At 46.1% G+C, this 26,454-nt stretch carries 26 protein-coding genes and 2 pseudogenes; 2 read left to right on the forward strand and 26 right to left on the reverse strand.

Annotated features, from left to right (window positions below):
* Positions 1 to 8: 8 nt before the first annotated feature.
* From RUMCAL_RS10680 to RUMCAL_RS10700, 5 genes are all read right to left on the reverse strand, one after another.
* On the reverse strand, positions 9 to 2,477 hold the full coding sequence (locus RUMCAL_RS10680) for a VirB4-like conjugal transfer ATPase, CD1110 family (RefSeq protein WP_051343824.1): 2,469 nt from the start codon (positions 2,475 to 2,477) through the stop codon (positions 9 to 11).
* Positions 2,395 to 2,844 (reverse strand): PrgI family protein, encoded by a 450-nt coding sequence (locus RUMCAL_RS10685; RefSeq protein ID WP_040647950.1) that lies wholly within the window; start codon positions 2,842 to 2,844, stop codon positions 2,395 to 2,397. Before RUMCAL_RS10685 ends, RUMCAL_RS10680 begins: the two co-directional genes overlap by 83 nt.
* A gap of 60 nt (positions 2,845 to 2,904) precedes the next feature.
* Positions 2,905 to 3,825 (reverse strand): VirB6/TrbL-like conjugal transfer protein, CD1112 family, encoded by a 921-nt coding sequence (locus RUMCAL_RS10690; RefSeq protein ID WP_021682885.1) that lies wholly within the window; start codon positions 3,823 to 3,825, stop codon positions 2,905 to 2,907.
* A gap of 292 nt (positions 3,826 to 4,117) precedes the next feature.
* On the reverse strand, positions 4,118 to 5,788 hold the full coding sequence (locus tag RUMCAL_RS10695) for a recombinase family protein (protein WP_015565206.1): 1,671 nt from the start codon (positions 5,786 to 5,788) through the stop codon (positions 4,118 to 4,120).
* A complete protein-coding gene (locus RUMCAL_RS10700) occupies positions 5,789 to 5,986 on the reverse strand; it encodes a hypothetical protein (protein WP_002304371.1) in 198 nt (65 codons plus the stop codon).
* Here RUMCAL_RS10700 and RUMCAL_RS16780 point away from each other — a divergent pair.
* Positions 5,960 to 6,199, forward strand: coding sequence for a hypothetical protein (locus RUMCAL_RS16780; RefSeq protein WP_021682886.1), 240 nt, complete (start codon positions 5,960 to 5,962; stop codon positions 6,197 to 6,199). The genes RUMCAL_RS10700 and RUMCAL_RS16780 overlap by 27 nt on opposite strands.
* Before the next feature lie 28 nt (positions 6,200 to 6,227).
* On the opposite strand, the gene RUMCAL_RS10705 is transcribed toward RUMCAL_RS16780, so the two are convergent.
* The 7 genes from RUMCAL_RS10705 to RUMCAL_RS10735 all read right to left on the reverse strand — a co-directional run bounded on the left by RUMCAL_RS10705 (position 6,228) and on the right by RUMCAL_RS10735 (position 11,572).
* Positions 6,228 to 7,565 (reverse strand): virulence-associated E family protein, encoded by a 1,338-nt coding sequence (locus RUMCAL_RS10705; protein WP_040647965.1) that lies wholly within the window; start codon positions 7,563 to 7,565, stop codon positions 6,228 to 6,230.
* Positions 7,534 to 8,178 (reverse strand): CHC2 zinc finger domain-containing protein, encoded by a 645-nt coding sequence (locus tag RUMCAL_RS10710; RefSeq protein WP_040647966.1) that lies wholly within the window; start codon positions 8,176 to 8,178, stop codon positions 7,534 to 7,536. Before RUMCAL_RS10710 ends, RUMCAL_RS10705 begins: the two co-directional genes overlap by 32 nt.
* A gap of 65 nt (positions 8,179 to 8,243) precedes the next feature.
* The gene (gene mobQ / locus RUMCAL_RS10715; RefSeq protein WP_021682889.1) at positions 8,244 to 9,824 is read right to left on the reverse strand and encodes a MobQ family relaxase; all 1,581 of its coding nucleotides are present in this window, start codon (positions 9,822 to 9,824) and stop codon (positions 8,244 to 8,246) included.
* 259 nt (positions 9,825 to 10,083) lie between these two features.
* Entirely contained in the window at positions 10,084 to 10,410 is a 327-nt protein-coding gene (locus RUMCAL_RS10720; RefSeq protein ID WP_040647975.1) for a hypothetical protein, read from the reverse strand.
* Between the two features lie 346 nt (positions 10,411 to 10,756).
* Positions 10,757 to 11,053 (reverse strand): DUF3847 domain-containing protein, encoded by a 297-nt coding sequence (locus tag RUMCAL_RS10725; protein ID WP_005927679.1) that lies wholly within the window; start codon positions 11,051 to 11,053, stop codon positions 10,757 to 10,759.
* Entirely contained in the window at positions 11,046 to 11,387 is a 342-nt protein-coding gene (locus tag RUMCAL_RS10730; protein ID WP_005927681.1) for a DeoR family transcriptional regulator, read from the reverse strand. Before RUMCAL_RS10730 ends, RUMCAL_RS10725 begins: the two co-directional genes overlap by 8 nt.
* On the reverse strand, positions 11,384 to 11,572 hold the full coding sequence (locus RUMCAL_RS10735; RefSeq protein ID WP_005927683.1) for a hypothetical protein: 189 nt from the start codon (positions 11,570 to 11,572) through the stop codon (positions 11,384 to 11,386). The genes RUMCAL_RS10730 and RUMCAL_RS10735 overlap by 4 nt, the downstream gene beginning before the upstream one ends.
* Before the next feature lie 483 nt (positions 11,573 to 12,055).
* Between RUMCAL_RS10735 and RUMCAL_RS10740 the strand changes: the two genes are divergently transcribed.
* Positions 12,056 to 12,862: a helix-turn-helix domain-containing protein gene (locus tag RUMCAL_RS10740; RefSeq protein WP_005924756.1), complete on the forward strand. Its 807-nt coding sequence runs from the start codon at positions 12,056 to 12,058 to the stop codon at positions 12,860 to 12,862.
* A 61-nt stretch (positions 12,863 to 12,923) separates the two neighbouring features.
* Here the strand turns inward: RUMCAL_RS10740 and RUMCAL_RS10745 are convergent, their stop codons facing one another.
* From RUMCAL_RS10745 to RUMCAL_RS10805, 14 genes and pseudogenes are all read right to left on the reverse strand, one after another.
* On the reverse strand, positions 12,924 to 13,886 hold the full coding sequence (locus RUMCAL_RS10745) for a DUF3658 domain-containing protein (protein WP_005927687.1): 963 nt from the start codon (positions 13,884 to 13,886) through the stop codon (positions 12,924 to 12,926).
* Positions 13,887 to 13,915: 29 nt separating this feature from the next.
* Positions 13,916 to 14,293: a TnpV protein gene (locus RUMCAL_RS10750; RefSeq protein WP_005927690.1), complete on the reverse strand. Its 378-nt coding sequence runs from the start codon at positions 14,291 to 14,293 to the stop codon at positions 13,916 to 13,918.
* On the reverse strand, positions 14,253 to 14,525 hold the full coding sequence (locus RUMCAL_RS10755; RefSeq protein ID WP_002593556.1) for a helix-turn-helix domain-containing protein: 273 nt from the start codon (positions 14,523 to 14,525) through the stop codon (positions 14,253 to 14,255). The genes RUMCAL_RS10750 and RUMCAL_RS10755 overlap by 41 nt, the downstream gene beginning before the upstream one ends.
* Positions 14,526 to 14,688: 163 nt before the next feature.
* A pseudogene (locus RUMCAL_RS16305) lies at positions 14,689 to 14,985 on the reverse strand (Maff2 family mobile element protein); the annotation flags it as partial.
* A 15-nt stretch (positions 14,986 to 15,000) separates the two neighbouring features.
* A pseudogene (locus RUMCAL_RS10765) lies at positions 15,001 to 15,891 on the reverse strand (VirD4-like conjugal transfer protein, CD1115 family); the annotation flags it as partial.
* A gap of 41 nt (positions 15,892 to 15,932) precedes the next feature.
* Positions 15,933 to 16,091 (reverse strand): transposon-encoded TnpW family protein, encoded by a 159-nt coding sequence (locus RUMCAL_RS15150; protein WP_002593332.1) that lies wholly within the window; start codon positions 16,089 to 16,091, stop codon positions 15,933 to 15,935.
* A gap of 142 nt (positions 16,092 to 16,233) precedes the next feature.
* The gene (locus RUMCAL_RS10770) at positions 16,234 to 18,105 is read right to left on the reverse strand and encodes an AAA family ATPase (RefSeq protein ID WP_021682896.1); all 1,872 of its coding nucleotides are present in this window, start codon (positions 18,103 to 18,105) and stop codon (positions 16,234 to 16,236) included.
* A complete protein-coding gene (mobQ, locus tag RUMCAL_RS10775) occupies positions 18,102 to 19,598 on the reverse strand; it encodes a MobQ family relaxase (RefSeq protein ID WP_021682897.1) in 1,497 nt (498 codons plus the stop codon). The genes RUMCAL_RS10770 and mobQ (RUMCAL_RS10775) overlap by 4 nt, the downstream gene beginning before the upstream one ends.
* Complete coding sequence (locus RUMCAL_RS10780; protein WP_015524579.1) at positions 19,564 to 19,923, reverse strand: DUF3847 domain-containing protein; 360 nt, start codon at positions 19,921 to 19,923, stop codon at positions 19,564 to 19,566. Before RUMCAL_RS10780 ends, mobQ (RUMCAL_RS10775) begins: the two co-directional genes overlap by 35 nt.
* 44 nt (positions 19,924 to 19,967) lie before the next feature.
* On the reverse strand, positions 19,968 to 20,153 hold the full coding sequence (locus RUMCAL_RS10785; RefSeq protein WP_005944784.1) for a hypothetical protein: 186 nt from the start codon (positions 20,151 to 20,153) through the stop codon (positions 19,968 to 19,970).
* Positions 20,154 to 20,306: 153 nt separating this feature from the next.
* Positions 20,307 to 20,915: an ATP-binding cassette domain-containing protein gene (locus RUMCAL_RS10790; protein WP_002593328.1), complete on the reverse strand. Its 609-nt coding sequence runs from the start codon at positions 20,913 to 20,915 to the stop codon at positions 20,307 to 20,309.
* On the reverse strand, positions 20,912 to 22,876 hold the full coding sequence (locus RUMCAL_RS10795; RefSeq protein WP_002593327.1) for a DUF1430 domain-containing protein: 1,965 nt from the start codon (positions 22,874 to 22,876) through the stop codon (positions 20,912 to 20,914). Before RUMCAL_RS10795 ends, RUMCAL_RS10790 begins: the two co-directional genes overlap by 4 nt.
* Positions 22,877 to 23,091: 215 nt before the next feature.
* Positions 23,092 to 23,436 carry a TnpV protein gene (locus tag RUMCAL_RS10800; protein WP_021682899.1) on the reverse strand — a complete coding sequence of 115 codons (345 nt, stop codon included), beginning with the start codon at positions 23,434 to 23,436 and terminating at the stop codon, positions 23,092 to 23,094.
* Positions 23,433 to 26,450: a DUF4368 domain-containing protein gene (locus tag RUMCAL_RS10805; RefSeq protein ID WP_040648023.1), complete on the reverse strand. Its 3,018-nt coding sequence runs from the start codon at positions 26,448 to 26,450 to the stop codon at positions 23,433 to 23,435. Before RUMCAL_RS10805 ends, RUMCAL_RS10800 begins: the two co-directional genes overlap by 4 nt.
* Positions 26,451 to 26,454: the final 4 nt, after the last annotated feature.

The raw sequence follows: 26,454 nt of genomic DNA on the forward strand, positions 1-26,454 counted from the left end.
AGATTGAATTATGAAACTTTGTTTGCAAGATCGGCTGGATCTGTTGTCATAAGCTGATACATCTTTGTATCTCTTGGGAATCTGTCTACGAAGGGTAAGATTGTATCCCCAAAGAAAATAAGTCCCTGTCCACGTCCGGCATTTGTAACGTATTTTAACTGCTGGTCAGAGATATGGAGCTTTTCTGCAAGAATATCTCTGTCGCCGGCAGCTTGATTCAGCATATAAATGAAGTCACTGTTATCGAAAATATTTTCAATTTCCTGTGATTGCAGCAAGTCCTTGATATTCTGTGTAATGCCTGTAGGGATACCGCCCCATTTTCGGAAACGTTTCCACATTTCTACAGAATATTTTGCAGTTTGTTCTTCTTTCAAGAGCAAGTGGAATTCGTCGATGTAATATCGAGTTGATTTGTTTCCACGGTTCAAGGAAACTCTGTTCCATACTTGATCTTGTACAATCAGCATACCGACTTTTCTTAGCTGATTGCCGAGCTGCTTAATGTCAAAACAAATGATGCGGTTATTTAAGTCCACAGTTGTACGGTGGTTAAACACGTTTTGTGATCCCGTAACGTACATCTCTAGCGAATTTGCAACACGCTTTGCAATATCTCCGCCATTTTCACGCAGTTCTTTGAGAAGATCTTCTAAGATCGGCATGGTTTCCTTAGAAGGATTATGAGAAAGAAAGTGGTTATAGATATTTCTCACACATTGATCGACAATAGAACGTTCTTCTGCGGTTAGTCCATATTTGCCGCCAACAATCAATTCCATAAGAGAAATCAAAAAGTCGGATTTTACTGCAATTGGATTTTCGTCGTCTTCTTCATTGTCCCAGACAATATCCATAGGATTGATGTGCTGTTGAGAACTTGTAGAAATTTTAATCAGCTGTCCGTCAAGAGCTTGTACCAGAGGGTAATATTCAGCTTCTGGGTCACAGATGATAATGTCGTCTGTTGTTTTTAGGAATGTATCTAAAATCTCACGTTTTACAGAAAAAGACTTACCAGAACCCGGTGTTCCAAGAATCAATCCATTTGGATTTTTCAGTAATTTTCGATTTCCCATAATCATATTCTGCGAAAGTGAATTTAAGCCATAATATGAAGCGTCAGTACCTTGAAACAATTCTTGTGTTGTGAATGGAACAAATACAGCAATAGCCGAAGTTGTCAATACACGATTCACTTTGACATTGTTATAGCCCAACGGCAAACTGGAGCAAAGACCTTGTTCTTGCTCATAGTCCAGTGAAAACAATTTGCAGCTGTTTTTCTGTGTAATTCGTTTTAGCAAATCCTGTTGAAGTTTCATTTTCTTTTTGGATTCTGCATATGCCCGAATGGTTAAAGTGATGTGGAACAGACGTTCATTCTTGCTATTTAAGTCGTCCAGCATTTTTTCCAGCTGATCGATATAAAGCTTAACAGACGGCGGCAGGATATTCGGATCATATCCAGATTGCGTTGCTTTTTTCTGTTCGTCAATTTTCATCTTTTCCACGTCGGAAAGCTTGCCTTTGATAAATTTCAATGCTGCAATTTGATCGTAAGGCTCTACATGGAGATTGACGCATATCAGATCGTCATTGGAAAGATAGTCATATAAAACCTCATCAGACAGTTCTCCGGCAAGCAAGTTGATAGAATAAACTGAACCAAATCCATTTTCTCCGATTTCAAAATTTGATTTTACAAACCTAAGACTGGTAGGTGCAATAAAATCCTTGGTAGATGCACCAGACTTAATTCGATATTTCCAATCGAAAAGGAAGGGGTCATCTGAAAACGGATTCAATGAACGGTAGAGCACTTCTAATCGTTCTTTGCCATCTAAAATTGTACTTGCAACGCCCATAGAACGCAGAATGTTTTGTACCTCTGCTGCGATGCTGTCCAATTTCAAACGAGCATTGTGCAGCGAGCTAGCTTCTACTGTAAATGTCAAAAACTTTCGAAGCACACGACCATTTGAACCGGAAATCAATTGGCTTTTCAACATAGCGGAGTATTCTTGCCGAATATCGTTGAAGTCATCGGTTTGTTCCGGAATTTCCAACATTTTCAGAAGTTCATCGACATCAGTGTTTTGATTTTCAAATGTCAATTGGAATTTTACAGTGTTGTCGAAGTAATTTAAGAGATCACAATACTTGGAGAAGATAAAATTCTTTTCGTCAAAAGTAGCAAGTCGATAATTGATGTCAAAAAACTGTATGGTTTTTGAGTAAGTGGAATTTGTTATCTGGCAAGTACCGTCCTGAAACATTTCCAGATAAGGAATTGTCTTTTGTGTACTGCTTTTCTTGCTGCTTTTCAATTTTGCCATTCTGGCTTCTATTGCTTTTCTCTCTTGTTTTGTCAACGGCGTTGCCGGAACGGCTTTATGCGTTGGTACTTTGGAGTTCTTTTTCTGCTTTTTGTTTTTTTGCACGGTGATTGCCTCCCTTTCTTTTTGGAATTTCATACGTGTTATATCGCAAAACTGTGCGTAAGTGCTGATATTCTATTGCATCTTTGATTTGTTGGTAAACATTTTCAGATTGATAGGTTCGTTTTCTGGGGCTGCGAAAGAAGTCAAGCGTCAATTTCACTTGCTGTTCCAGATGCAGTCCGTTTTTGCTGTATAGTCCACAGAAAATAGCAGGTGAGGCAAGAATGCCGCCAGTAACAATACCGCCGCCCAACCCTATAAATGATCGCACAAGAAAAAAAGCAGGAATTCCGATTGCAAAGCCAATTCCAAAGCAAATAGATTGTCGTTTTGTAAGTCCGGCAATGAACTTTTGCTTGATTTCAGATAAGTCTTTGGGAATGGGAACATATTGTGCCAAGTTGTCACCTCCTTTTTGCACATCACTTTCTCTACAGTCACAGTAGGGAAAAGATAAAAGTTAATGAGCGTTAAAAATAGATTTGGATATTGCACCAGACCGCAGAATGGTAAAGATCAAAGCGAGGGTATACCCCAATAAGATTGCCATCTGCATGATTGCAGAGCCTCCGGAAGATAACTTTGCAAGGGCATTCGTAAACATTGTGGAGAATATCCCTAAGGCAAGGATAATGAATAAGCCCTGAAAAGCCAGTGCAACAAGTCCTCGAAACCAGTTCTTTCCTACTTCTGACCATTGTCCTCCCATCATCGTAGCCATTGGGAGAGGGGAAATTCCGAGGTACATAAAAATTTCTATCATACGTGATGCTAGTACAACTACAATGACTGCAAGCATAACAAAGACGCCTACTAAGATAATCAGCGACAATAACAGTAGGACAATGAGCATTCCGATACCGTAATCAGATGCAACTGAGATATTGCCGCTAAAAGCATTTGTGCCGAGTAGTGTTGTCATAGCTGTTGCGGTCGCTTTTGTACCAAATGCAAAAAAGCCGGAGGCGATATAGTATGTGTTAGAGATTAAAAGCACTCCACAAACTACTTTCAATATCCAGCGAACAAAAATGCTGTCATCTATGTCCTTGAAGTTATTGTTGCTCATGACCATTTGCATTAAGTCATTTATGACGACAATTGCAAATACCATGCCAGCAACAGGTACTACTGCATCATTACAAACCTTTTCAATTGTTGTCCAGATAGCAGTTGCACCAGTGCTTCCGCCGCCCGTAAAGGTTGCAGGATGAACACTAAGAAATTGCTGAAACATTCCGCCAATGCCATCTGCTTTACTGGTATCCAATCCGCCTTGGAGCAGCTCGAATGTTGTTTTCAATGTTTGTGTGACAGCATCGTTTAGAAAGTCCTTGACAGCACTTTCAATGCCATCCACAAAATCAGAAACAACGCCCATGAAATCCCTCCTTTTTTGAATAATTTTTCATAATGCCAAAAAAGGAACAGAGGACATTATTTTCATGCTCTGTTCCTCCTTTGAGTGATTTACCATCACAGTAAAATTAACCGGTGGTAATGTTCATCATGCCGACCAGAACCGGAATCATGACAATGCCCAGCAGAATCAATGCCAAACCAGCCATGAGCTGTTTTATCCCCAATTAGGTGTAAAACTCTGCTCGATGGCGGGCGGCGGCGTACAAAAAATCTATATGGTGTTGTTAAGAGAACCGTCCCGGCGGGACAGGTCAGGCAGTGACCTGTTCCACCTCCGGGATGGGTTTGAGATTAAAATGAATTTCGATAGAAATGTGTCTTGTTTTATCTTCGTCAATGCGCTCATGCACGACGATTTCTTTGATTAAGCGGTTGAGGGTGGCTGCGTCCAGCTCTGTGATGTTGGCGTATTCCTGAATGGCTTCCACCCATTGTTTTGCGTCATTGGCAAGCTGGACTTCATCGGACAGCCGCTTTCTGCCCTCGGACACTTTTGCTTTAAGCTCCGTCTGCTCGGTCTGTGTCTTTTCCAGCATGGTGTTGAAATTCTGCTCACTGATACGCCCTGCAATCATATCCTCATAAAGCCGCATGACCATTTTGTCCAGAACCTCAATCCGTTCCTCGTCCCTTGTAAGGGAGCGTTCCATTGCTTCCCGCTGTTCCCGCTGCTCGGCTTCACAGGTATTGGTCAGGCGGTCAGCAACCGCTTCCCCGTCCATCAGGGCAGCTCTGGCACATTCCCGGATTTTCCGCAGCACATGGCTGTAAAGGGTGTCATAGTCAATCCGGTGCTGGGTGCAGTGGTTCTTTCCAAAGGCATTGTAGGTCTTGCAGGAATAAATCTGCTGGGGATGTTTTGCGTTTGTGTAGCGTACCGTCAGCGACTTCCCACACTCGCCGCATTTTAACAGTCCGGCAAACAGGCTGATTTCATTGGTCTGCCCCGGACGCTGGCGGGATTTCAGCTTGTTCTGCACAATGTCAAAGCTCATGCGATCAATCAGCGGTTCATGCTGCCCCTCCACCACAATCCAGTCCTCCGGCTTCTTTTCCCCAATCGTGCCGATTTTGAAACGGTAGTCCTTTTTCTGGGAAGCAATCGCCCCGGTGTAGACGGGATTCATCAAAAGGTCTTTGATAACGGAGAAGTCCCACATATACCGCCCGTTTTCCGGGTCTTTCTTTTCCCATTTGGTGCGGGTATTGCGAAGCCCCCGTTCCCGGTTCCACCATGTGGGGCAGGGGATTTTTTCTTCCTCCAGCCGTCTGCGGATATAGTTCGGACCATGACCGTTCAGGGCATATCCGAAAATCAGCCGCACAATCGGGGCGGTTTCCTCGTCAATGAGCAGATGGTTTTTGTCCTCCGGGTCTTTCCGATATCCAAACGGGGCAAGACACCCGGTAAACTGTCCTTTCTGCGCTTTCAGAAGATAAGAGGAATGGACTTTCTTGGAAATATCCTTGCTGTACATCTCGTTCAGGATATTCTTGAACGGGGCAATATCGTTGTTATCACGCAGGGTGTCGATACCGTCATTCATGGCGATATAGCGGACACCGTTCCTTGGGAAAAAGTCCTCAATCAAATGCCCGGTTTGCAGATAGTTACGCCCCAGTCGGCTGAGGTCTTTCGTGATGACAAGGTTGATTTGCCTGCGCTCAATGGCTCTCAACATTCTCTGTAAATCAGGACGCTCCATGTTAAGACCTGTGAAGCCATCGTCCTGATAGACTGCCACAACCTCCCATCCCTGCTTTTCGCAGTATTTTTCCAGCATATCACGCTGGTTTGCGATACTGGCACTTTCGCCTTGCAGGTCATCGTCCTTTGACAGCCTGCAATAGACCGCTGCACGATAGCCCCCGGCAAGTGCCTTTCCGATTGTTCTGTATTCCATTTCGTTCATCATAGCCATTTACCCACACAATCCAGACGGTATCTGGCTCTTTTGAACCTCATCTTCATTATAGCTTATATCTTTCTTTTTAGCAAGATATTCTTTTGTATTTGTCTTTCCGTATTTCTGGGAAATCAGGCTGACGAACACATCAGTGGCGTCCAGTTCCCCGTCAAACACCGTTGTAACATGAATCTCTGTTTTGTTTTTTGCCATAGGCAGTTATCCTCCATACATGAAAATAGCCAGACAGAGGGTGTCGGCAACGAAGTCCGGCAACGGGCTTCAAAAGACCTTGCAAACAATCTCAATCTGGCGATGGTTACTATTTATACTTTTCTTTTATTTTTCTGTTGTTTTGGTTGTTATAAGGGAGAAAAGCCCGGAAATAAGGGGTTTTCCCCGGCAACCGGCTCGGCAACGGGATAGCAACAGGGGGTGCAACGGGCGGTCATTTTCAGAATGGAAGCTCCATCTGTTCTGTGACCTCCACAAAACCATCCATCGTTTTTTCAGACGGGTTGCCGGAGTCCGTTGCCGGGTTTTCACGCTCCCAGCCCTTTTGTCTGCCATATTCGGAAAACATTCTTGGGTTCGGGAAGTACCGCCAGCCGGTAATGCACTGGTTCATAATCTCGTTGATTTCCCGGATTTCCCATTGCTTCGGCTCGTCAAAGGTATGGTTCAAGGCTTCCTTGTAAAGCTGCTTGGAACAGACCATGCTCCCGGTGTACTTATCAAGATACGCCTGTATCATTCCGGCTTTGGTGTCCTCCGGCATAAAATCCCGCTGGTGTTCTTTGAGATACCGTTGCATGGTGGGGCTGAAAGCCAGCTTGAACCTGCCGCTTCGGTAAATCTCCATCGCTTCTGCCCACATCTGCTCGATATAGGCTCTGGAAGCAGCTTCGTCCTCCAAAATGTGAACCTCGGCTTGCTCCGGGTACACCATGACGGGGATAAAGCGGCGGTTGCCGGAACGGTCAAGGGGCAGGAAGTCAAGGGCATTGGAAGTGCCGCCAAACACGCACTGACGGGGGCGGTCTGCCGGGTGGGTTTCATAGGGTATCTTGTAAACTTCTTTCTGCCGGCTTAAAAATGACTTGATTTCCTCAATGCTCTTGGCGTTGGCGGTTGCCATCATTTCCGACATTTCGATAATCCAGTGACCTTGCAGCTTGCGGTACACATTGTCATCGTCCAGCTTCCGCAAATCATCGGAGAACCACTCGTCCCGGACTGCCAGCAGACGGAAGAAGGTGGACTTGCCAGCCCCCTGACCGCCTACCAGACAGAGCATGATTTCAAACTTACACCCCGGCTGAAAGGCTCGTGAGATTGCACCCAGCAGGAACAGCTTCAACGCTTCATAGGTGTAATCGTCTGCGTCAGCCCCCAGAAAGTGCCGCAGACAGAAACGGATTCGTTCTGTCCCGTCCCACACAAGGGCACTTAGGTAGTCCCGGATGGGATGGTACTTGTTTTCATTCGCCACAATCCCGATGGCGTTATCAATCTTTTTCTCATTGGTAAGCCCGTAGGTTTCTTCCAGATAGAGAAGCAGATACTTCATGTCCGTATCGGTCAGGGCTGTGCTTTCTCTGTGGAAGCCGATGGGCTTTATGATGTCCTTGCGGTCAGTTAGGATGTTGTATGCGATAGCCCCGGAAAGCAGAGGGTCACGCTGGAATACGGTCAGGCAGTTCCGGATGCTCTGACGGACACCGCCTTTCTCGGTGGTTTCCAGCCCCGCCTTGATTTCCTCAATGCTCTGGGGCGGCTGCATGGCGTTCATGGTGTTTTTTAGTTCTTGCTGCGTCTGCGGCTGCAAGCTCTGCCATTCGCTGTTCAAGCTGTATCACATCCTTTCCGTAGTCCGTAATCAAAGCCGCTTTTTCCTCTGTCTCCCCGAACAGCAGCACATCCAGCAGATATTCCACATGGGCTTGCTTCTGTAAGGCTTCCACAAACCGGGGATGAAAGGCTTCCTCCGGGGAGTGCGGGGCGTAGTCCGTTCTCCATGCCATAAGCAAGTGAAGATAATCGGTAAGAATACGGAAGCAACGGTTTTTTGCTTCCTGAAACTGTTCCTCCGGGGATTTCTGCCGGGGCTTGGGCTTTTTTGCCTTTCCCGGCGGCTTCCAATCCTCATAGGAAAGCCCGAAGTCCTGTGCCAGCTGTACGGCGGCTTCTTTCTTTCCCAGCCCATACAGGGCGGCGGCAAAATCAATCACATCCCCATCCGCACCGCAGCCGAAGCAGTGGTAACGCCGATCCAGCTTCATGCTTGGGGTTTTATCATGATGGAACGGGCAGCAAGCCATCCCGTTCCGACCTACATGGATTCCATAATGCTCCGCAGCCTGTCTTGTTGTGACGGACTGCTTCACAGCTTCAAATACATTCAAATCTATCCCTCCTTGAAAATAAGAAAAGCACCTGACATTCTCTGATTGAAAATGGCAAGTGCCTGTTAAAGTTCCATATCCTGTTGTTTGTGTTTCGTCTGTGCCGGGACAGTTCTTTGTGCTTTTTTCTCGTCAGCCTTATCCTGCAAGACTTCTTTGATAGGCTGTTTCTTGGGCGGCTCTTTGCTTTCTTCTGTGCCGGGGGTGGCTTTCCGTACCCAGTAGCGAATGTCCCGCAGCTTCTTCAAATCCTCCTGTACCTCGGTCAGCGGTGTTTTCAGGGCTGCAATTTCTTCCAGAAGCGTTTCCTGCTCCTCTTGCAGCTCCTTTTGGGTACTGTCCTTATCGTCCGGGTGCTTGGCAAGGTAGGCGGCGGCTTTCGCATACCGGGCAACCTCCGGGTGTTCCTGTTTGAATTTCTCCTTTGTTTTCTTGAAAAATATCTTCTGGTACTTCTCATAGACAGGCTTACATTCCTTGCAGTCCGTCCGGCTGGCAAGAATCCCGTCAATCACTTTGCTGCGGGCTTCCTTTGGCTTCATCTGATTGCGGTAATCTGCGGCTGATTTCCCGGAAGATTCCAGAAACGCTTCTAAGTCCTCCACAGTGGAAAGCCCCTTTTGCCGGAGATAGGACAGGGCTTCGCTGACTGCCTTTAAGTCCTGTGAAGTCCCCCGGTTCTGTCCAGCCCTCGTCCAGTCCTTCCGTTCTTCCTTTCGTATCTCCATGTACTTCATCAGCAGATTGGGAAGAAGTGTCGCTTCCTCCGCCGCTTTTTGTGCAAGCAGCTCTTTCCGTTTTTCTCCCAGCTCGGTAATCCAGCCTTTGAGGTTTTGGATAAGCTGCCGGATGGACTTCATCAGACTGTTGGCGGCTCTGATTTCCCGGTTCAGGTTTCCGATATTCGTCTGGATACCACGCTTTTCCATCTGCCGGACAGCAGCCCCCTCATGGACAGTGGGGACAATATCAAGCCCCTGTCTGGCATAGGAACGCAAGTCCACACGCTCCGGACGGTCATTGGCTTCCAGATAGCGGTTCTGGATGACCTCCCATTCATGCCGCCAGATTTCGCAATACTTCTGGTCGTTCCAATCCACCGTATCCTCCTTGTGGCTTTTCCATCTGCCGGACGGAAGTTTTATCCGTTCCCCGTTTTCGTCAAGGTCATAAACCTTGCGGCTCTTGGGAAGCCATTTTCCATGTTCGTCCATTGCCCTCATAGTGAGCATGACATGGGCGTGGGGATTGTGTCCCGGCGGATGGGGGTCATGGATTGCAAAATCAGCAATCATGCCTTTGGAAACAAACTGCTGCTCACAAAACTCCCGGACAAGGACAGCATACTGGTCGGGTGGTATCTCTCTTGGGATGGTAAGCACCCACCGCCTTGCAAGCTGGGAGTTCCATTGCTTTTCCACCGCTTCGGCGGCGTTCCATAAGGTATTGCGGTCTGCATACGACCGTGGGGCGTTTGCCGGGAGCAGAATTTCATTGTGGACAATACCACGCTTTTCCGGGTAGTGCTTCACTTGCTGGTCGTATTCACAGAACAGCTTTTCGCCGCTTTGGTAAGCAGCGGCGGCAACCGCAGACTGCCGCTGGCTGCGCTGAACAATCGTGATTTCGTTGTGCGGACAGGGCATTTCGTGTCACTCCTTTCTGTGATTGGCGGATGGGGTGGCGTTTTACCACCTCATTTTGGGCAGAAAAAAAGCAGGAGACCTTTTTCAGATTTCCTGCTCGGTGTGCCGCTGTGTGGGCGGCAGGTATTTAGTTGTAAAAGTTCGGGGCAAGTTGACCCGATGTGAAGCTGATAAACTGGAATTTTATTTATGCTTTCTCATATCTTTTTCTATTGACTTTTGATCCTACGCCCCACAAAAAAATAAATATACGCCCTATCTATTCTATACGAACATTCACCAAACTCATTGTAAGTCCTTCGCCCGTTTCAACACTATACCATTTTCCCTTTTCAAGCTTAATCGTTTCACTTGCTCCAGAGGTAATATAAGGAATAGCATAATTTACCCCAGTTTTTACATCAATAAAAATCACTTCTGTATCTTTCGGACTACTTACTTTTACAGTTCCTGTGATTGATTGTATCTGTTCATTGCCAGAGAGTGTAAATGTGTGTGCCTTTATATATCCTCTATAACTAATTCCTGCCACTAAAATTGCAAAAACAACCAAAATTCCAATAATAATCTTTGTTTTCTTTTTCATACTATCACCTACCAATCCCGATTTGTTGTCATCTTCATTATACTTCATTGGCTATCGAAAAGATAGCATATTTTATGAAACTTGTCGGCTGGGAACAGCTTGCAAGGCAAGGTGTCCCCAGATGGCAAGTCCACAAAAGGGTAGCTGGCGGCAGCCAGCGCAGGGGTGCAAAACGTCCAGTGGACGTTTGCCCTGCACCGACCGAAGCGGAGCGGAGACGGCGTAGCGTCCCCTGTATGATTTGGAGCAGACCATGACTGCGGAAAATCACAGCCCTCCGGCGAGGAGCCTTCGGAGAACGCAATGCACCAACCTCTGGGTGGTGTATAATTGCGCCCTTAGTAAACTAAGGGGGTTCCGGCATCTCCCGTTCCAGCAGTTTTTTCAATAGTTCCTGCGTGTCCTGTCTGTGAAAAATGAGTTTCAACAACAGCATGACATCATCATCTGTCAGGCGTTCCGGCTCTTGCAGAAAACTTTCCAGCATACCGCCACGGGTACAGAGCCGGTGCGTCCGTTCCTTTCGGGTAAGCTGTTTCAACTGGTGCTGCAATGCCTTTTCATCATTGATGGCTTTCCGCAGTTTCTTTTCGCTTTTTTCCAACTCCCGATTGAGTTTTTCCAGCTTTGAGGTATCAGGCAAGGGCAGCGTCCTCCTTTCCCGGTATCAGCACATAAATCCGGTTTGGTTCTCCAATGCCCTGACGCACCCGCATGATAAGTCCGGCAGTTTCCAGTTCATTCAGAGAACGCTTGACCGTCATGGAGCTGCGGGACAGGACTGCGGCAATGGCTGTGACAGGGAAGCAGACAAAGAGGATTCCGTTCTCGTCCTCCTGCCCTTTGGAGAGCATAGCGTCCAGCATCCGGCAGTACATGACCTTTGCGGTGCTGCTGACTGGAAATCCTGTCAACGCTCTGGGAAAAGGCATACAGGGCGGCAATGGTGTGTCTATCGTCATAAATTCAAAATTCATTCTGTGTGTTCCTCCTTTTTCTTTGCTCGTTTGGATAAATAACAGGGGCAGTCAATCACAACCGCCCGGAAGCTCTGCTTGCACCCATGCTGGCATTTCCGGCATAATTCGTTGTAAGTGACACGCCCCCGGTCATTGAGGTAAAAGGAAAGCTCATACTTCCTCTTTTTGCTCATTCTCGGCATATTGCGCTTCCTCCCGTTTTAGTGTATGGTTTCGGGGCGATTTTCGGTAAAATTACAGCCATAGAGCCGCTTAAAATCTCCCGAAGTATCAGCGATAGGGTAGACTGTCCCCCTATCAGATTGTTGTGTTTCGGTATCATTTCGGTGTCAGTTCGCCAGTTCTCCCCGGTGTCGTTCCTCCCCTGAATCTCACAGCGGCGTATCGCTCCCTTTGGTACGCTCGTTTTGGTCAGGGTTCCTCCATATCCCTGCCAAAATTCATGGCGCTACATCGCCGGGGAAGCATATCCCACACAGGCTGGTCATTCGATTGGAATAATCCATCGATGAACTACCTGTATCATAGAACATTTTTGTGCCCTGTGCCGTATGTCCACAAAGTAGGAATTAAGGGTAAAAATCAGAAATTTCCACGATTACGGAAAGTGTGATATAATCCAGATAAGCGGCAGCAATGAAACCGTTGGAAAGGAGCGTGTGCCCATGAAAGGAGCAACAAGCATACAGGAACGCCTTTGGGAACTCCGCAAGGACAAAGGCTTAAATCTGGAAGAACTATCAAAACTAACGGGTATTTCTAAATCAGCCCTTGGCAGTTATGAAAAAGAAGATTTTAAGGAAATCAATCATGGCAACCTTATCACGCTGGCAGACTTCTATGGGGTTTCCGTCGATTATCTGCTGTGCCGGACAGAGAACAGGGAGCAGATCAACACGCCACTGACGGAGCTGCATTTGAACGATGAAATGGTTGCACTTCTGAAAAGCGGTCGGATCAACAACCGTCTGCTCTGCGAACTTGCCACCCATAAGGACTTTATCAAGTTTCTTGCGGACATTGAGATTTATGTGGATGGGATTGCCACCATGCAGATTCAAAACCTCAACACCCTTGTCGATACTGTCCGACATGAAATCATAGAACGGTATCGCCCTGGCGAAGATGACCCACATTTGAAAGTGCTGCAAGCCGCCCATATCAGTGATGATGAATATTTCAGCCACATGGTTCTGGATGACCTAAACCTGATTATCCGGGATATTCGGGAAACCCATAAAAAGGATAGTGAGAGTGCGCCCCAGACCACTGTTGCCAATGAACTGAAAGAAAATCTGGAAGCGGTCGAAAATTTCAAGGGCAGCCGTTTGGAAAAACTGGCAGTGCTTTACTGCAAGCAGCTCGGTATCAACTATAAAAATCTGTCAGATGAAGAATTTCGCTGGCTTATTCGGATTCTCCAAAAATCAAAGAAAACGGGAACGCCTATCAACCAGAGGAAAAAACGGTAAAGGAAAACCGCTGTTGCATGGTTTGTTGGATTCCATGTAGCAGCGGTTTGTGCTGTGGTTATTACTTCATTCGTTTTCTTAATATTCGGCGATAATTTGTTTCTCCCTTTGGTGCGTCCTGTATAATTTCCAACACACCATCTTCAAGCATTTTATCAATGCGATTGGAAATCCATACATCACTAATTCCAAGTTGATATTTTCCTAAAACATTACCTATGACAATAGCCATTTTGAATTGCTCTGGCTGTTCCGCAATTTCACGAAGAATGAAACTATCATATATATCTTCTGAAACGCTTTGCAATTTACCATTTAACATTGCACGCAAAGGTGCATTTTCATTTTGAAGTTGATTCCATTTCATAGCACAAGCTGAAAGAAATACAGGATTAGCTTTCTCTTGTAGAGTTATATAGTTTCCCCATTCGCCAGGAGAGACCTCGCCCCATGCTATTTTGGATGTCATAGTATTTTCTTTTCCATATTCCCATGTAGGTAACTTAACCAAATAAATTGTTGTCTGGCAGTTTAAGGGTTGAAGTTGTTTCATAAGCCAATACATACCACAAAGCTCATCTGGATTATAGCTATACCAAATGCGAATTTCTTCCCCAGCTACATATCGTTCAATCACTGAGGTCAATGTAGTTTTAATTTTCTGTATTTTTTCTTCAACCTGATAATCTAAATCCTCTACAAAGCAGACAGACAGCATTTTCTTGAAAACATTTTTCCGCTGTTCGCCAATTCCATTATCAGAAATATCTCCCACACTAAGAGCCATATCAAAACAATAAACATCACAGCTCTTGCCTCCCAATGGAATAGCATTCTCCCAAGCAATGCGTTCTTGTTCCTGTGCTTGAAGCTGTGCTTTTTTCATTTCATCTGAAGATGGAACACTCCCGTCTTCATGCCTCATAAATATTGAAACAGCACTTCCTCTATACTTTCCCTTGCCGTAAGTTTGGGCAATTTTCAAACTTCCACAGGCACTTTCACCAAATACAATTTCAATCATCTTATATACCTCCGATTTAATTGCTCCCGTTATGAATAAATCATCTCATGCAAAACAATTTCTTCTGCCCGGTTATGAATGTTATTGCAACGCTGCACCCATTCCATTTGGTGGGTACGCTTCAATTCCTCGGTTACGCCCTCGGCAGTTTTCATCTGCTCCATGATGGTGTCTAACCGTTCCTGTGCCTGTTCGTTCAGGTCTGCAAGATATGTCCACAATTCCCCGGTCAGTATCAATGTATTCAATCTGGCTGGGTGGACTTCCCTTAAATATTCCCGGTGCATCCGTCCGTACTTTCCGATAGGGCGGTGTTCCTCCGGCAGTTTCAAGTCCGGGATGTAATAATCTCCGACAAGGATATAATCAATTCCGTTTTCCGTTATTCTTGGTTTCAATTCGCTCATGTTCCTTACCTCCTGTGGAAGCAGGCTCGTCTGGTACTAACTCAATCACATCGGTAATCTCACAATTCAGCGTTTCGCAGATACGGGCTAATGTATCCATGCTGATGTGCTTTCCCTCTTTGCTCATGTTGGCAATCATATTTGTTGTCATACCAGCGGCAAGCCTTAAATCCTCTTTTCTCATATCACGCTCTAACAGTGTGTGCCAGAGTGGCTTATAGCTGATGTGCATATTGTTTTCCTGCCTTTCTATCTATACCACCGGGGCGGCTGCCCCGGCAGGAACTTTTCTCTTATTATAGCACCAATCTTGTGAAATCACAATTTATTCTTGTAGCCTGCCGCTGATACCGTCTGGATTGTGCTTTTCCTTTCGTTTTTTGTTCCAACTAATTAGCCATGAACTGTTTCATACCCTGCGACTTTGCACCGGGGTTATCGTTACCATAGCCTTCGATCAGGTTTACAACGCCCCATACGCCCAGACCGGCACCAATCAAGATGCAGACAGCCTTCAAAACGGTTTCTACGGTGTCCAAAAAGCTGCTAGTGTCTACAGATGCACCATCTGCAAAAACGGTCATAGACAGCATTACGCCCATGCACAATGCTGTAACGGCTGCTGCAATCATCTTTTTGATGCGAGCAGTATTCTTCAGGGTTGCTACTTTTGCAATCATCATTTTCTTCATTGCTTTTCCTCCAAGTTAGATAAAATCAAGTTCTTCTGTGCTTACGTCCGTTTCAATTTCTGGTTCTGATGAAGCTTGCATCGCTTGAAATGTTTCAATAGGTTCGTCTGGCGAAATTTGAGCATAGCGTGCATTCTTTTCTCTTTTTCGCTTGATATACGATGCAATGTCAAACATATTCTGGGGATTGGAATCCATGAGCAAAGGGTATCGTTTGTGTTTTGTAATATCATATTTACGGGAGAAAAACGGACGAACTCCACGAACTTGTAAGATACACTTGCTGCCATCCATTGTGTTTAGATCATCTTGTGACATCAACTCCTTTCCAAGTTTTTTGTAGTTCATACCGTAGGATTCTGACTGTCCTCGTGTTCTGGAGGTATCGTAGTCGTCAATGGTCTCTTTTCCAAGAGATTCGGAGATCTCTTTGAGCGTTGACTTTTCTTTGCCACCCAAGAACAAGGTGGAATCGCAGTTTCCCACGATAGTATCTGCATTGTCCTTGTAGATCGCTTTTAATTGCGATTGTGCTTGCAGGATAATGCAGGCTGATATTTCTCGACTACGAATAGTCGCTATCAGTTTATCGAAATCTGGAATTTGCCCGATATTGGCAAATTCGTCCAGCAAGCAGCGAACATGATGTTTTAATTTTCCGCTGCCGTCCGGATTGTTGTCTGCTTTTGTGCAAAGCAAGTTAAACATTTGGGTGTACAACATTGCCACCAGAAAATTGAAAGTGGCGTCTGTGTCCGAAATGATGATGAAAAGGGCAGTCTTTCGATCACCGATTTTATCCAGTTGCATTTCGTCATATGCTGTAATATCCAAAACGGAATTGATAGAAAAGCAGGCAAGTCTTGCGGAGCATGAGATCAAAATGGATTTTGCAGTCTTACCAGAGACGAAAAGTCAAGGACTTTTTCATCAAATTCAAAAAGAAGTCACATTTTGCGGACTTCCTCACGGAGCAGACGCTTGATTTTGTCCTCCATTGTCTCCTTGGCGGTCTCGCTGAAATGCACACGGACGATATAGGTTGTCTTGCCGATCTGCTTTCTCACAGTCGGGCAAGGGGTACTGTTGGTTGCGGTATTGTTCATTCAAAATCCTCCTGTAAATGAAAAATGCCCGGTGACTGTTCATCATCGGGCGGTGTCAGTATGAGGGAACAAGGCAAGGCGGCAACATTAAGGTATCTATAAAACCCTTGCCGTCTTTGCCACGCTTGCCGTGTTCCTGTTGTCAGTTTCGGAGATAGCAGACCCATGCGGTGCCGTCTTTCTCGGTCACAAGTCTGTCCCCGATACGGCTCTTTGCCGTTCTCATGGTGCGTGAGGAAATCCCACGCTCATTGACTGCCTTTTCCAGCTCTGCGCTCGGCATACGCTTTCCATCTGCAAGCAGTTCCAGAATGAGCATTTGCGCCTGTGCGGTCTTGCTTTCGGTCTTGGCGGTGTCCGTCCCGGCAAGAAGCTCGTCAGCGGTAATGTCATAAGCTCCTATCCATTCAAAGCCTTTCTCGTCTCCCAGAGAAAAGGCAAGGGACTGTCCGGGCGGCGCAAGGGAGCTTTTCTCATGGATAAGCACCCTTGTTGTGGGGCTGTCCTTCAGCTTACCGATAAAGAGCAGACTGCGGACTGCCGCCGTAATGTCGATAGACCCCAATCCCCGGTAGGTGCTTTGCGTTCCTGCGGCTTTGTTCAGGTGTCCAATCAGCACGATAGCGCACCCGGTAGCCTGTGCAATGTCTCCCAGACTGCGGAATATCGGGCGCACCTCGTTTGCCCGGTTCATGTCCACATCTGCGCCCAGAAACGCCTGCACCGGGTCAATGATAACAAGCCTTGCGTTGTTTTCCCGGATTGCCCTTGCTATGCGCTCATCGGCAAGGGTCAGCGGTGTGTCCCTATCGTCAATGACAAGCACTCTTTCAAGGTCTGCTTCCGCTTCCATCAGTCGGGGCTTGACGGTATCGCCCAGGCCGTCCTCTGCGGTCTGGTAGATGATGTTGAAAGGCTCAAGGGTTTCCATACCGGGCAAGGGCTTTCGGTTGGTGCAAGCCGCCGCAAGACGCATGGCAAAGTAGGTCTTGCCCTCGCCGGGGTTGCCCTGTATGATGGTCAGCTTTCCAAATGGGATATACGGAAACCATAGCCAATCCACGCTCGTCAGCTCCACATCAGCCATACGGAGCATTGGGACAGGCTGGGCGGTGGGCAGCTCTCGCATCGTGATTGTCTCGGCTATGAATTTGCGGCTGGGAATGTCCCCTTGCTGACGGAGAACATCGTTCCAGTCTTTCCTTGCCGGGACAAGGCGAATGACGGCGATCTCGCCGGGAATGTCCTGTGCCAGCCGGGTGCAGGCTTCACTTCCTGCGGTGTCGCTGTCAAGGCAGAGGAACACTTTTCGGGTGTCCTTGCGTTCAGAAAGGAAACGGTCAAGGGCTTTGCCTGAAACGCCGCCCAGGGCAAGGTAGCTCCTTGTCTGCCAGTCCTGCGGATAAAGGCAGATAAAGGACAAAAGGTCAATCGGTGCTTCAAAGACAAAGAGCTGGTTGCCGTTTCCCTCATAGTGGAACGGATAGGATTTGTCAGACCCGGCAATGTCCTGTCTGAATGGGTCTGCCGTTCCTCGCACATGGGCGTATCTCGGCGTACCGCTTCGGTCTCTGCCGACAAACACAGCATTGTGCCGCTTTGCGTCCTCGTAAATATCCCCGGAAAGAAGAAAAGCCTCAACAAGCGTTTTGTTGAGACCTCGGCTTTCGCAAAGATATTGAATTGCTCTGTCGGCTGTTCTGTTGTGCAAGGGCAAGTGAAACGCTGTGGGCGGTGCTGTGGCGGCTTCGGTCTGCCCCTCGCCGCTTTCGCCGGTCAGAAGCTGGACGGCTTCGGGAAAGGACTTGCCGTAAAACTCCATGACAAAATCAATGGGATAGCCGCCCTTGCTCTGGCTGTGTCGAAACCACTTGTTTCCACGGACGGTCAAGCTGTCATGTTCTTTCCAGCGGTATTCTCGTCCGCTTTTGATTAGCGTCTCTCCCTGTGTGCGGAGAAAATCTTCCAGACTGACGGCGTTTGCCCGGTCAATCTGCGCTTGGGTATAATTCATCGGGATAGTTCCTCCTTTTTGTGTCGTGTTTGGGGTCGATTTTGGTGCATTTGTTCCTCTGTACGCTCGTTAAATCGGGCGGCAGTATCTACACATGACTTGACCTTCCAAAGACGGTGTAAATCGTCTCTGACAGTCTTAAACTCGCCATAGGTGGTGTTGTGCGCCTGTTCCAGCTCGTCATACTCTTCGGTCAGCTTTTTCATATCCACCTTGCCGTCCGGGAACTCTCCGGTCAGCTTGCGTCTGGCGGCGTAGAACTGTTTCAGTTCCGCTTCATGCTCTGCCTTGTACTTGGCTCTGGGCTTCTCAAACTTGATTTTCTGCAAGCCGTCATAGACAGGCTTCAAGCTCTGGAAAGCAGCGGAGCTGTCATAGAGCTGCTTAATTGCTTTCATTCGGGCGGTCTGTTCGTCCAGCGTTTTCTTCAAACTCTCTGTGGCAGCACTGTGTTCGCTGACACGGCGTTCCAAATCCTCAAGGGAGTAAATGCCGTTTGCCCGGAGATAATTGAAAGTATCGTTCATCTCCTTTAGGTTGCTGATTTTGCCTTTCTGGGAATACGCCCCGGCTTTGCGCTGGGTGTAATAGGCGTTCAGCAGAGAAACAAGGTCGGGTGCCTGTGGCTTGGCAAGCTCGGCTTTCATATCCGCTATCCAGCCCATAAGCGAAGTGATTTTCTTCTTGATGTCCCGGATCACGGCGTTGGTGGCTTTGATCCAGCGGTTGAACTCGCCTTTCTCGGTGCGGATACCTTTCTTCTCCATTGCCCGGACGGTTGCGCCTTCATGGATAGTGGGAAGTAAATCCACGCCTTGCCGTTCATAGCTGCGGTGGTCGATACGAACATCAAGCCCTTTTTCCGCAAACTTGGCATTGCATAGCTCCGCCCATGTCTGCCGCCAATGTTCCAGCGTTTCGGGACTGCCCCAGTCGGTAGTGGGAACGGCATTGAAAACATACTCGCCGTTCTGGTCTCTGATACGATTTCCGTCCTCGTCCAGCTCGTACACTCGTCGTTGCTTTAGCCCCCATTTACCGTCCTGCTCGATGGGGCGGATGGGACAAAGCACATGGAAGTGTGGGTTTGGTATGCCGCCGTCCTCCCGGTCTGGCTGGTGTACGGCGAAGTCAACCACCATGCCACGGCTCACAAAGTTCTCCAATAAAAATCGCCTTGCAAGAGCGATGTTTTCCTCAAGGGAAAATTCATTCTGCAAGGCAATGTTAAAGCTGTATGCAAGCTGGGCGTTCTTTCCACGCTCGGCTTTTTCCACGGCGTTCCATAGGGTCTGGCGGTCTGCGTATTCTGGCGGTGCATGGGACGGCAAGAGAATGTCAGAGCAGATCACGCCGCCCTTGCGGGTGTAGTCGCTGTATTCGCCGTAATACTCGCTATACAATCGCTCCCCGGCACGGTAGGCGGCAGAAGCAATAGCGGACTGTCCTGCGCTTCGCTTAGTCTGCGTGACGCTCAGATGAAATAGTGCCATCGGCTTTCAACTCCTTTTCTCTGTTCGCTTGGTTGGTGTGAGTAATCGCCATGTGACGGACGGCTCGCTGGACTTCGGACAGAGAAAAGATGTACTCCATCAGCTCTGTCATTTCGGTGCGTGTGAGATCTTTGACCTCCGGGGCAAGGCTCTCAATCGTGCCGCCCAGATTGCAAAGACGATGGGTGCGTTTCTGCCTTTCGCCTTTCTCCAGATATTTCTTTCTGTTCTCAAGACGGTTGAGCTTGTGCTTCTCCTGTGCAAGCTGCGTCTCGGCTCGTTCCTTTTCGGCTCGGAGCTGTTCAAGGGTTTTCGGTTTTGTCATTGTGATTGACCTCCTTTTTTGATTTTTGGGATAAAAAAAGACCGTCAACTTTTCGCATAGTGCGACCAGTCAACGGTCAGTTTTTCGGTATTCAGTTTTTCAAACTTGCTGGCGGCGAACAGCATTTTATGCTGTTTGCGGACGGCAAGTCCACAAGGGATAGCCGCTTTAGCGGCGCAAGGGGGTGTAGCCACCTTGACGGAACGAAGTGACGCAACATTCTCGGTCAAGCAGTTTTCTTCTGCTGACGGAGAATGAAGCTCCGCAGGACGCACGATACTCCCGATAGGAGAGTATAGAAGTGCGCCCTTTAGTTCCTAAAGGGATTTTCTTCTGACCCAAATTACATAAAATGTAGATCAAGACATTTCTAAGAGGTACTCTCAGATTTTCACAACATAAGGTTCATCTTCAATAATACCCTGATCGTGGGTAACAATGATAACCGTTTTACCTTCTTCATTGAGTTCGTGCAATAACCTCATAACAATATCTCTATTTTTCTTGTCAAGTGAGCCAGTAGGTTCATCTGCCAAAACAACAGAACATTTTTTCATCATAAGACGAGCTAAAGCAACTCTCTGTTGTTCACCACCGGAAAGCTGATAAACTTTTTTGTTAACTTCCTTTGATAACCCCACACGATTAAGAGCTTCTTTAAGTGATACTTTAGTTCGGCTTGATTTTTTAATCAAACTTAAATTTTCTTTAACTGTCTTATTTTCAAGCAGTGCAAAATTCTGAAAAAGAAACCCCACTGTATCCGCAAAAAAACTGTTTTTATTTTTAAGCCGGGTAATATTCAGCCCTTCGATTATGATACTGCCGCTATCCGGCTTTTCGATACCACCAATCATATTGAGCAAAGTGCTTTTTCCACTGCCGCTATCCCCGCTGATTACTACAAAACTTCCATCCGGAATTTCCAAATTAAAGTTGGAGAAAATTATTTTCTCTCCAAATGCTTTATTTAAGCCACGAATTATAATCATAAACATCCACCTTTCAAGGACTTTGAGATATTTGTTTTTTCAACCCACATAACATTTGTGAAAATGATTGCCATTTCAATAATGGTGAGCAATGCTCCAACCAGTAAAGCAATCCCGACACTTGCGTTAGATATAAAAAGCGAAACAATGCAAATCAATATCACAACGGCTATATTTTCTAAGAGATTAACGGAAATAAATCTTTTGTGCCTTTCATAAAAGCGATAGCCCAAAACCTTTTTGAGGGAGATTTCCATCGCATTAAGTCTAAATTCCATTTTCACTTCAGATATGATGATAGCGATATCTAACAGCAATACTAATACGCAAAGAGAGCTTATAAAGCCAATCAGTTTCACGAGGAAACTATGACTATAAGTATAATCCTCCCCGACATTCGTCAGCATAAAATAGTGTGGACCAAGCTGTTCTGCATATTTTTTCGCAGCATTACGAATTGTGCTTTCATCGCATCCGTAGATCACCTCACCATTATATGTTCCTGTTTCGATATAACTTCCATTCAAAGCAACAGCCTCATTTGCCTGATAAATAACAATCGGATTTGTTGCTCTTGACAATCCGTCAATAGCCTCTTCTCTGTTCGAATTGAGATAATAAAATTGCTCTCTGCCAGAATATTCTTTATAAACAACACGCAGTTCTTCTGCATTTTGGGTAAGAGAGTCAATTTCCTCTTTTGCGATATCTTTGTATGATTCCGCATTTTTTCCCTTTGGCACGAAGACCACGATATCCTCTTTTTCATCATCTTCAGTAAGCATATCAGAAAACCCTTGCAGCATATCTCTGGCATTATGATTTACAAAAATATAATTATCCGTATCGCTTATCCGGCTGCCTATGCAGACCACCGGATTTATAGTGTTGTATTCATTTTCGTAAAGGTCATTCCAAAATTCGCTCTCTTTGGATTCCTCCTCATTTTCTTCAAAAGGAGGTTCAATCTGCATAACTCCAAAATAGTAATCATTATAATGATTTTCTAAAAGAGTAGTGTTTGTAAGTAAATTACCTTGAATGCTACTGAGATTTGTAGTTATTGTAAAAATCGTCATAGCAGTAGCAAATACTTTAAGACCGTTCAGAAGATAAAACATACCTTTTTTATCTGAAGCATTGGCAAAGGCTTTTTTTACATCAAAGCGGACAAAAGCAGCATAAGGAATTACGGAAAGAACTGCTCCGGCACAATACACTGCCAAAATGAGATGATCTTCATACGCTCCCGATATAAATTGAGAAACAAGCAACTTTGCTAAGACGAATAATGCAGCATATGAAATCATATCAGCCACTACAGCTTTTAGAGCAATCACAGCAGCATTTTCGCCCAGAGAAGCTCGTACAACTACTTCCTTTTGTCTGCGTATCACCTCAATCATATTAAGTACAATCATCAATATGGCAACCAGGCCCCAAACAATGAACATCATATCAGTTTCGGTTGATTGCCAAAACTCTGGCTGCGATATAGAATATTCTTTTGCCAAATCTTGATATGTGGCAATAATGTCATCATCGTCACCGATATAGCTGACCATTATTTCCTGTCCATTGCCTGTGTTTTTTGCTTCTCTAAAATCTTCAAATTCTATTACGGTGATTCCGCCTATCAAAGCCGTATATGTTTTTTCCTCAATATCCATTGTGCTTTTAAGACTATCCCGAACAACGGTATCATCACCATAAATATAAAGTCTTGTCTGATAATTAGAAACTCTCTGATTAAAAGTCGAAAAAATATGAACACCATGCTTCTCAGCTGTATCTTCTGCATTGGCTAAAAATGAATCCATATCGTCATTAGTAGTTGTGTATCTGGACGATAAATAATAAGCACCATTAAAGTTCCAGAGCATATTTTGATATACTTCAGCTTGCATAACAAAAGCAAAAATAATCGTAATCAACAGCAATATATTTCTTATATGTTTCATTTAAAATTCTTAAACCTCCTTTGAATAGGTAACAGACACACGATTGCCCAAAATACTAATATGGATTTTTTCATACAACCACATTCTCTTGTTAGATTCTAATTTTCCGTTTTCTTTATTCGCATAAATTGTACCATAAAACTTGTGAACAATTCTACCGCAACTTTGGACTATATGAGAAAAGTCCGAACAGTTTTCTGCCCGGACTTCCTCGCTCAATCATAAATCAATTCCGCTTTCACAATCTCCTCTGCCTGTGCCTTGCAAGCGTTCATCTGCCGCACCCATTCCATTTGATTATCGGCTTTCAGTTGCTCGGTCACGCCGTACTGCTTTGCCAGCTTCGGCACGATCAGCTCCATTCGGTTTTGTGCCGCTTCTTCAATCTCGGCGCAATGCTCAAAGAGCCTATCGGATAGCACCAGCTCATTGAACAGTATCGGGCGGTGCATTTCCAGATACGCCTTGCGGAGTCTGCCGTAGTGTCCGAGGGGCTTTGTCTTGCGGATAATGATGTTCGGGATAAGATAATCACCGTTCTGTGTGTAAGTGATATTCATGCTGTTTGTACTCCTTTCATCGGCTCTCTCTGCGGTAAACTGCTGACGGGAACGAACACTCCCTTTGCAATGTCCTCTGCACGAATGGCGGCTTTCTTGGCTTCGATTTCTGCCTTTTTTCTCCCCTTGATTTTGTCCTCGTATCGCTTCTGCGCTCCGCTGGCTTTCCGCTTCAAGTAGTTCTGATGAAACCTGTCCTTGCGTTCCTCACGCTTGCGGATTTCCTCTAATTCTTCCGGGGTCAGCTCCACTTCTCCAAACGCCGGGGGAACGAATCGCCCAACAAAATTGAAGTAAATCTCGACCTCCTGTGTGGTCTGTATACTGCCTTTGCGGTCACGCTCATGCACAAGGATTTTCTCGATAAACTCGTTGAGCATGGCAATGGTCAGCTTGTCGAAGTTCTCGTACTTGTCAATCAGAGCGATAAAACGATCAGCGTCCTTTTCGTGCTTCTCATAGCTCTTGACAGCCTTTTCCAGAGCAGAGATTTCGGCGGTAAGCTCGGACTGTTCCTTTTCGTATTGAGCGTCCAGAGTGGCGTATCTGCTGTCGGACAGCTTTCCTAAAATGTTGTCCTCATAGATTTTGCAGAGCAGGACTTCCAGCTCGGAAACTCTCTGCTTTGCGGTGGCAAGGCGTGTCCGCTGTTTCTTGACCTCTGCCGTCTGCTGGCTGGACTGCGCTTCCTGCACCACACGGACAAACTCGGCTCGGTCATGCTTCGCATACTCGGCAATGGCTTTGAGCATTTCAGAGACAAGGGACAGTACCACATCTTCATTGATACGGTGCTGTGTCATGCAGAGCTTTCCAACTGGGACTTTGCTGTATTGGGAACAGGTATATTGAGAAATACGCTTGCCGTTGTTGGTACGGTGGACATACATCTTGCCGCCGCAATCGGCACAATAAAGCAAGCCTGTGAGGGGAGCTGCTTCGCCCCAGCCGTCCGGGTAGCGTCTGACATTCCCACGGATTTTCTGCACAAGGTCAAAGGTCTGCTGGTCAATAATGGCTTCGTGCGTATTCTCAAAAATCGTCCATTCGTCCTCCGGGACATAATGGCTTTTCTTGTCCTTGAAGTGCTTTCGGGTCTTGAAATTGATGGTGTGTCCCAGATATTCACGCTTTTCAAGAAGGTTGCAGATGGTGGAAGAACCCCAGCCGTACACATCTTTGAAAGTCTTATTCTTGTTCACGCCCTCGCCGTGCTGGGCAAGGTAAGCGGACGGAATGAGGACTTTTTCTTCTTTCAGCTTGCTGGCGATCTGATACGGACCGTAGCCCTCAATCGTCATGGTAAAGATGCGCTTGACCACATCAGCGGCTTCGGGGTCAACCAACCATTGGTCTCTGGCTTCGTTCCAGAGATAGCCGTAAATGACCGTGCCTGTGAGGTGCTTGCCGGACTTGCCTTTTGACTGGAAAGTGGAACGGATTTTACGGCTGGTGTCTCTGGCGTAATACTCGTTCATAATGTTGCGGAAAGGGGTAAAATCATCGTCCCCTCTGGCACTGTCCACACCGTCATTGATGGCGATAAGGCGAACGCCACGCTGACGCAGGATTTCCATAATCTGACCGACTTTCAGATAGTCACGACCCATGCGGCTCATGTCCTTGATACACAGGTACTCCACATTCCCGGCTTCCACTTCTTTCATCATTGCTAAAAATCCGGGACGGTCAAAGCAAGTACCACTAATGCCATCGTCCGTGAAATGGACAATGTTCGTAAAGCCCTGCCGTGCGGCGAACTCCTCCAACATAGCCTTTTGATTGGAAATGGAATTGCTCTCACGCTGTTGGTCATCATCTTTGCCAAAGTCATCACGGCTCAGTCGTTCGTACAGAGCTGTGATTTTCTCGTTTTTTCTCATAACTTGCGCTCCTTTCTTCGGTTTTAGGTTGTGTGTTCTAAGAGACTTTCCAACCGCTTGATTAAGAAGTCTTTTAGAGCATACAACACCAGCAGCCAGTTTATATGCTTTGTATTGTTTTATTGCAAAGCTTCCGATTGACATTTGCTCTTTTGTTGGTGATATTTCACGCATTGCTTCAAATTCGCCAAGATTTTCTTCCTCATCCAGCTGTTGATTCAACCACTTTTCCACCATGGAGAACTGAATGTCAATCGCATTTTGAAACGTTTCATCTTCTTCCCGACACTCGGAACAGTTGATCATGTCAATTAGCGTTGCAAAATTCCATTCTTCTGGTGGGGAAACCGTATACATCATGGCGATGTAGGCGGTGTAAAGCAGTCGTTCTGCTTTCGTCCAGAAATCTTCGCCCTTTTGTTCGCTGCCAGAAGTGTTTTTGATGAGAACTTCGACAAATTTCAGAATGTCTTGCTCTCTTGTTTCGGGGCGAATATACGCAAAGGGATTGTAATGCATGGATTTTTTGAAATCCACAGTATTGAAAACACGAATCTGGTATTTGTTTCGCTGTAACATTTTTCCGCATTCTACCAAAACAGTGCCTTTGGGGTCAGTTACAACGTAGCTGCTGTGCATTTGCATGAGATTGGGCTTTAGGAAAAATCGTGTTTTACCAGAGCCGGAGCCGCCGATTACAAGAACGTTTTTGTTTCTGGCATACTTAGGACTAGATGGTTTTCCCATTGTCAGCCGTTCTGTTTGAGTCAAAATAATATTATTCTCAAAATTGGATTTGTCCATATACGGTTCAATGTCCTTTGGCGTACCCCAACGTGCAGCACCATATTCCTCGCCATGTCTGAATTTCTTAGCATTTTTACGCTTGAAATGCATGATGACTTGAATTAAAATGCCCAATGCCAGCCCAATGAACAAGTCTATCGGGTGCAGACTGGGTGCAGGATTCGCAAAAGAAACACCCAAATTCGTGAAAAACGGGAAAAGTTTTTCGGAAATATTTGTGCCTTCTGTAATTCTCCATGCAAATGCTAGCTTGTCTCCGGCATAGCCAAACATGATGGTTGGAATTGCAAAAAGAATTCCTTTTTTCACTTTCTGGGTATCCATGTTC

It is taken from the genome of Ruminococcus callidus ATCC 27760 (genome assembly GCF_000468015.1).
In the GTDB taxonomy this organism is placed as follows: Bacteria; Bacillota; Clostridia; order Oscillospirales; family Ruminococcaceae; genus Ruminococcus_C; species Ruminococcus_C callidus.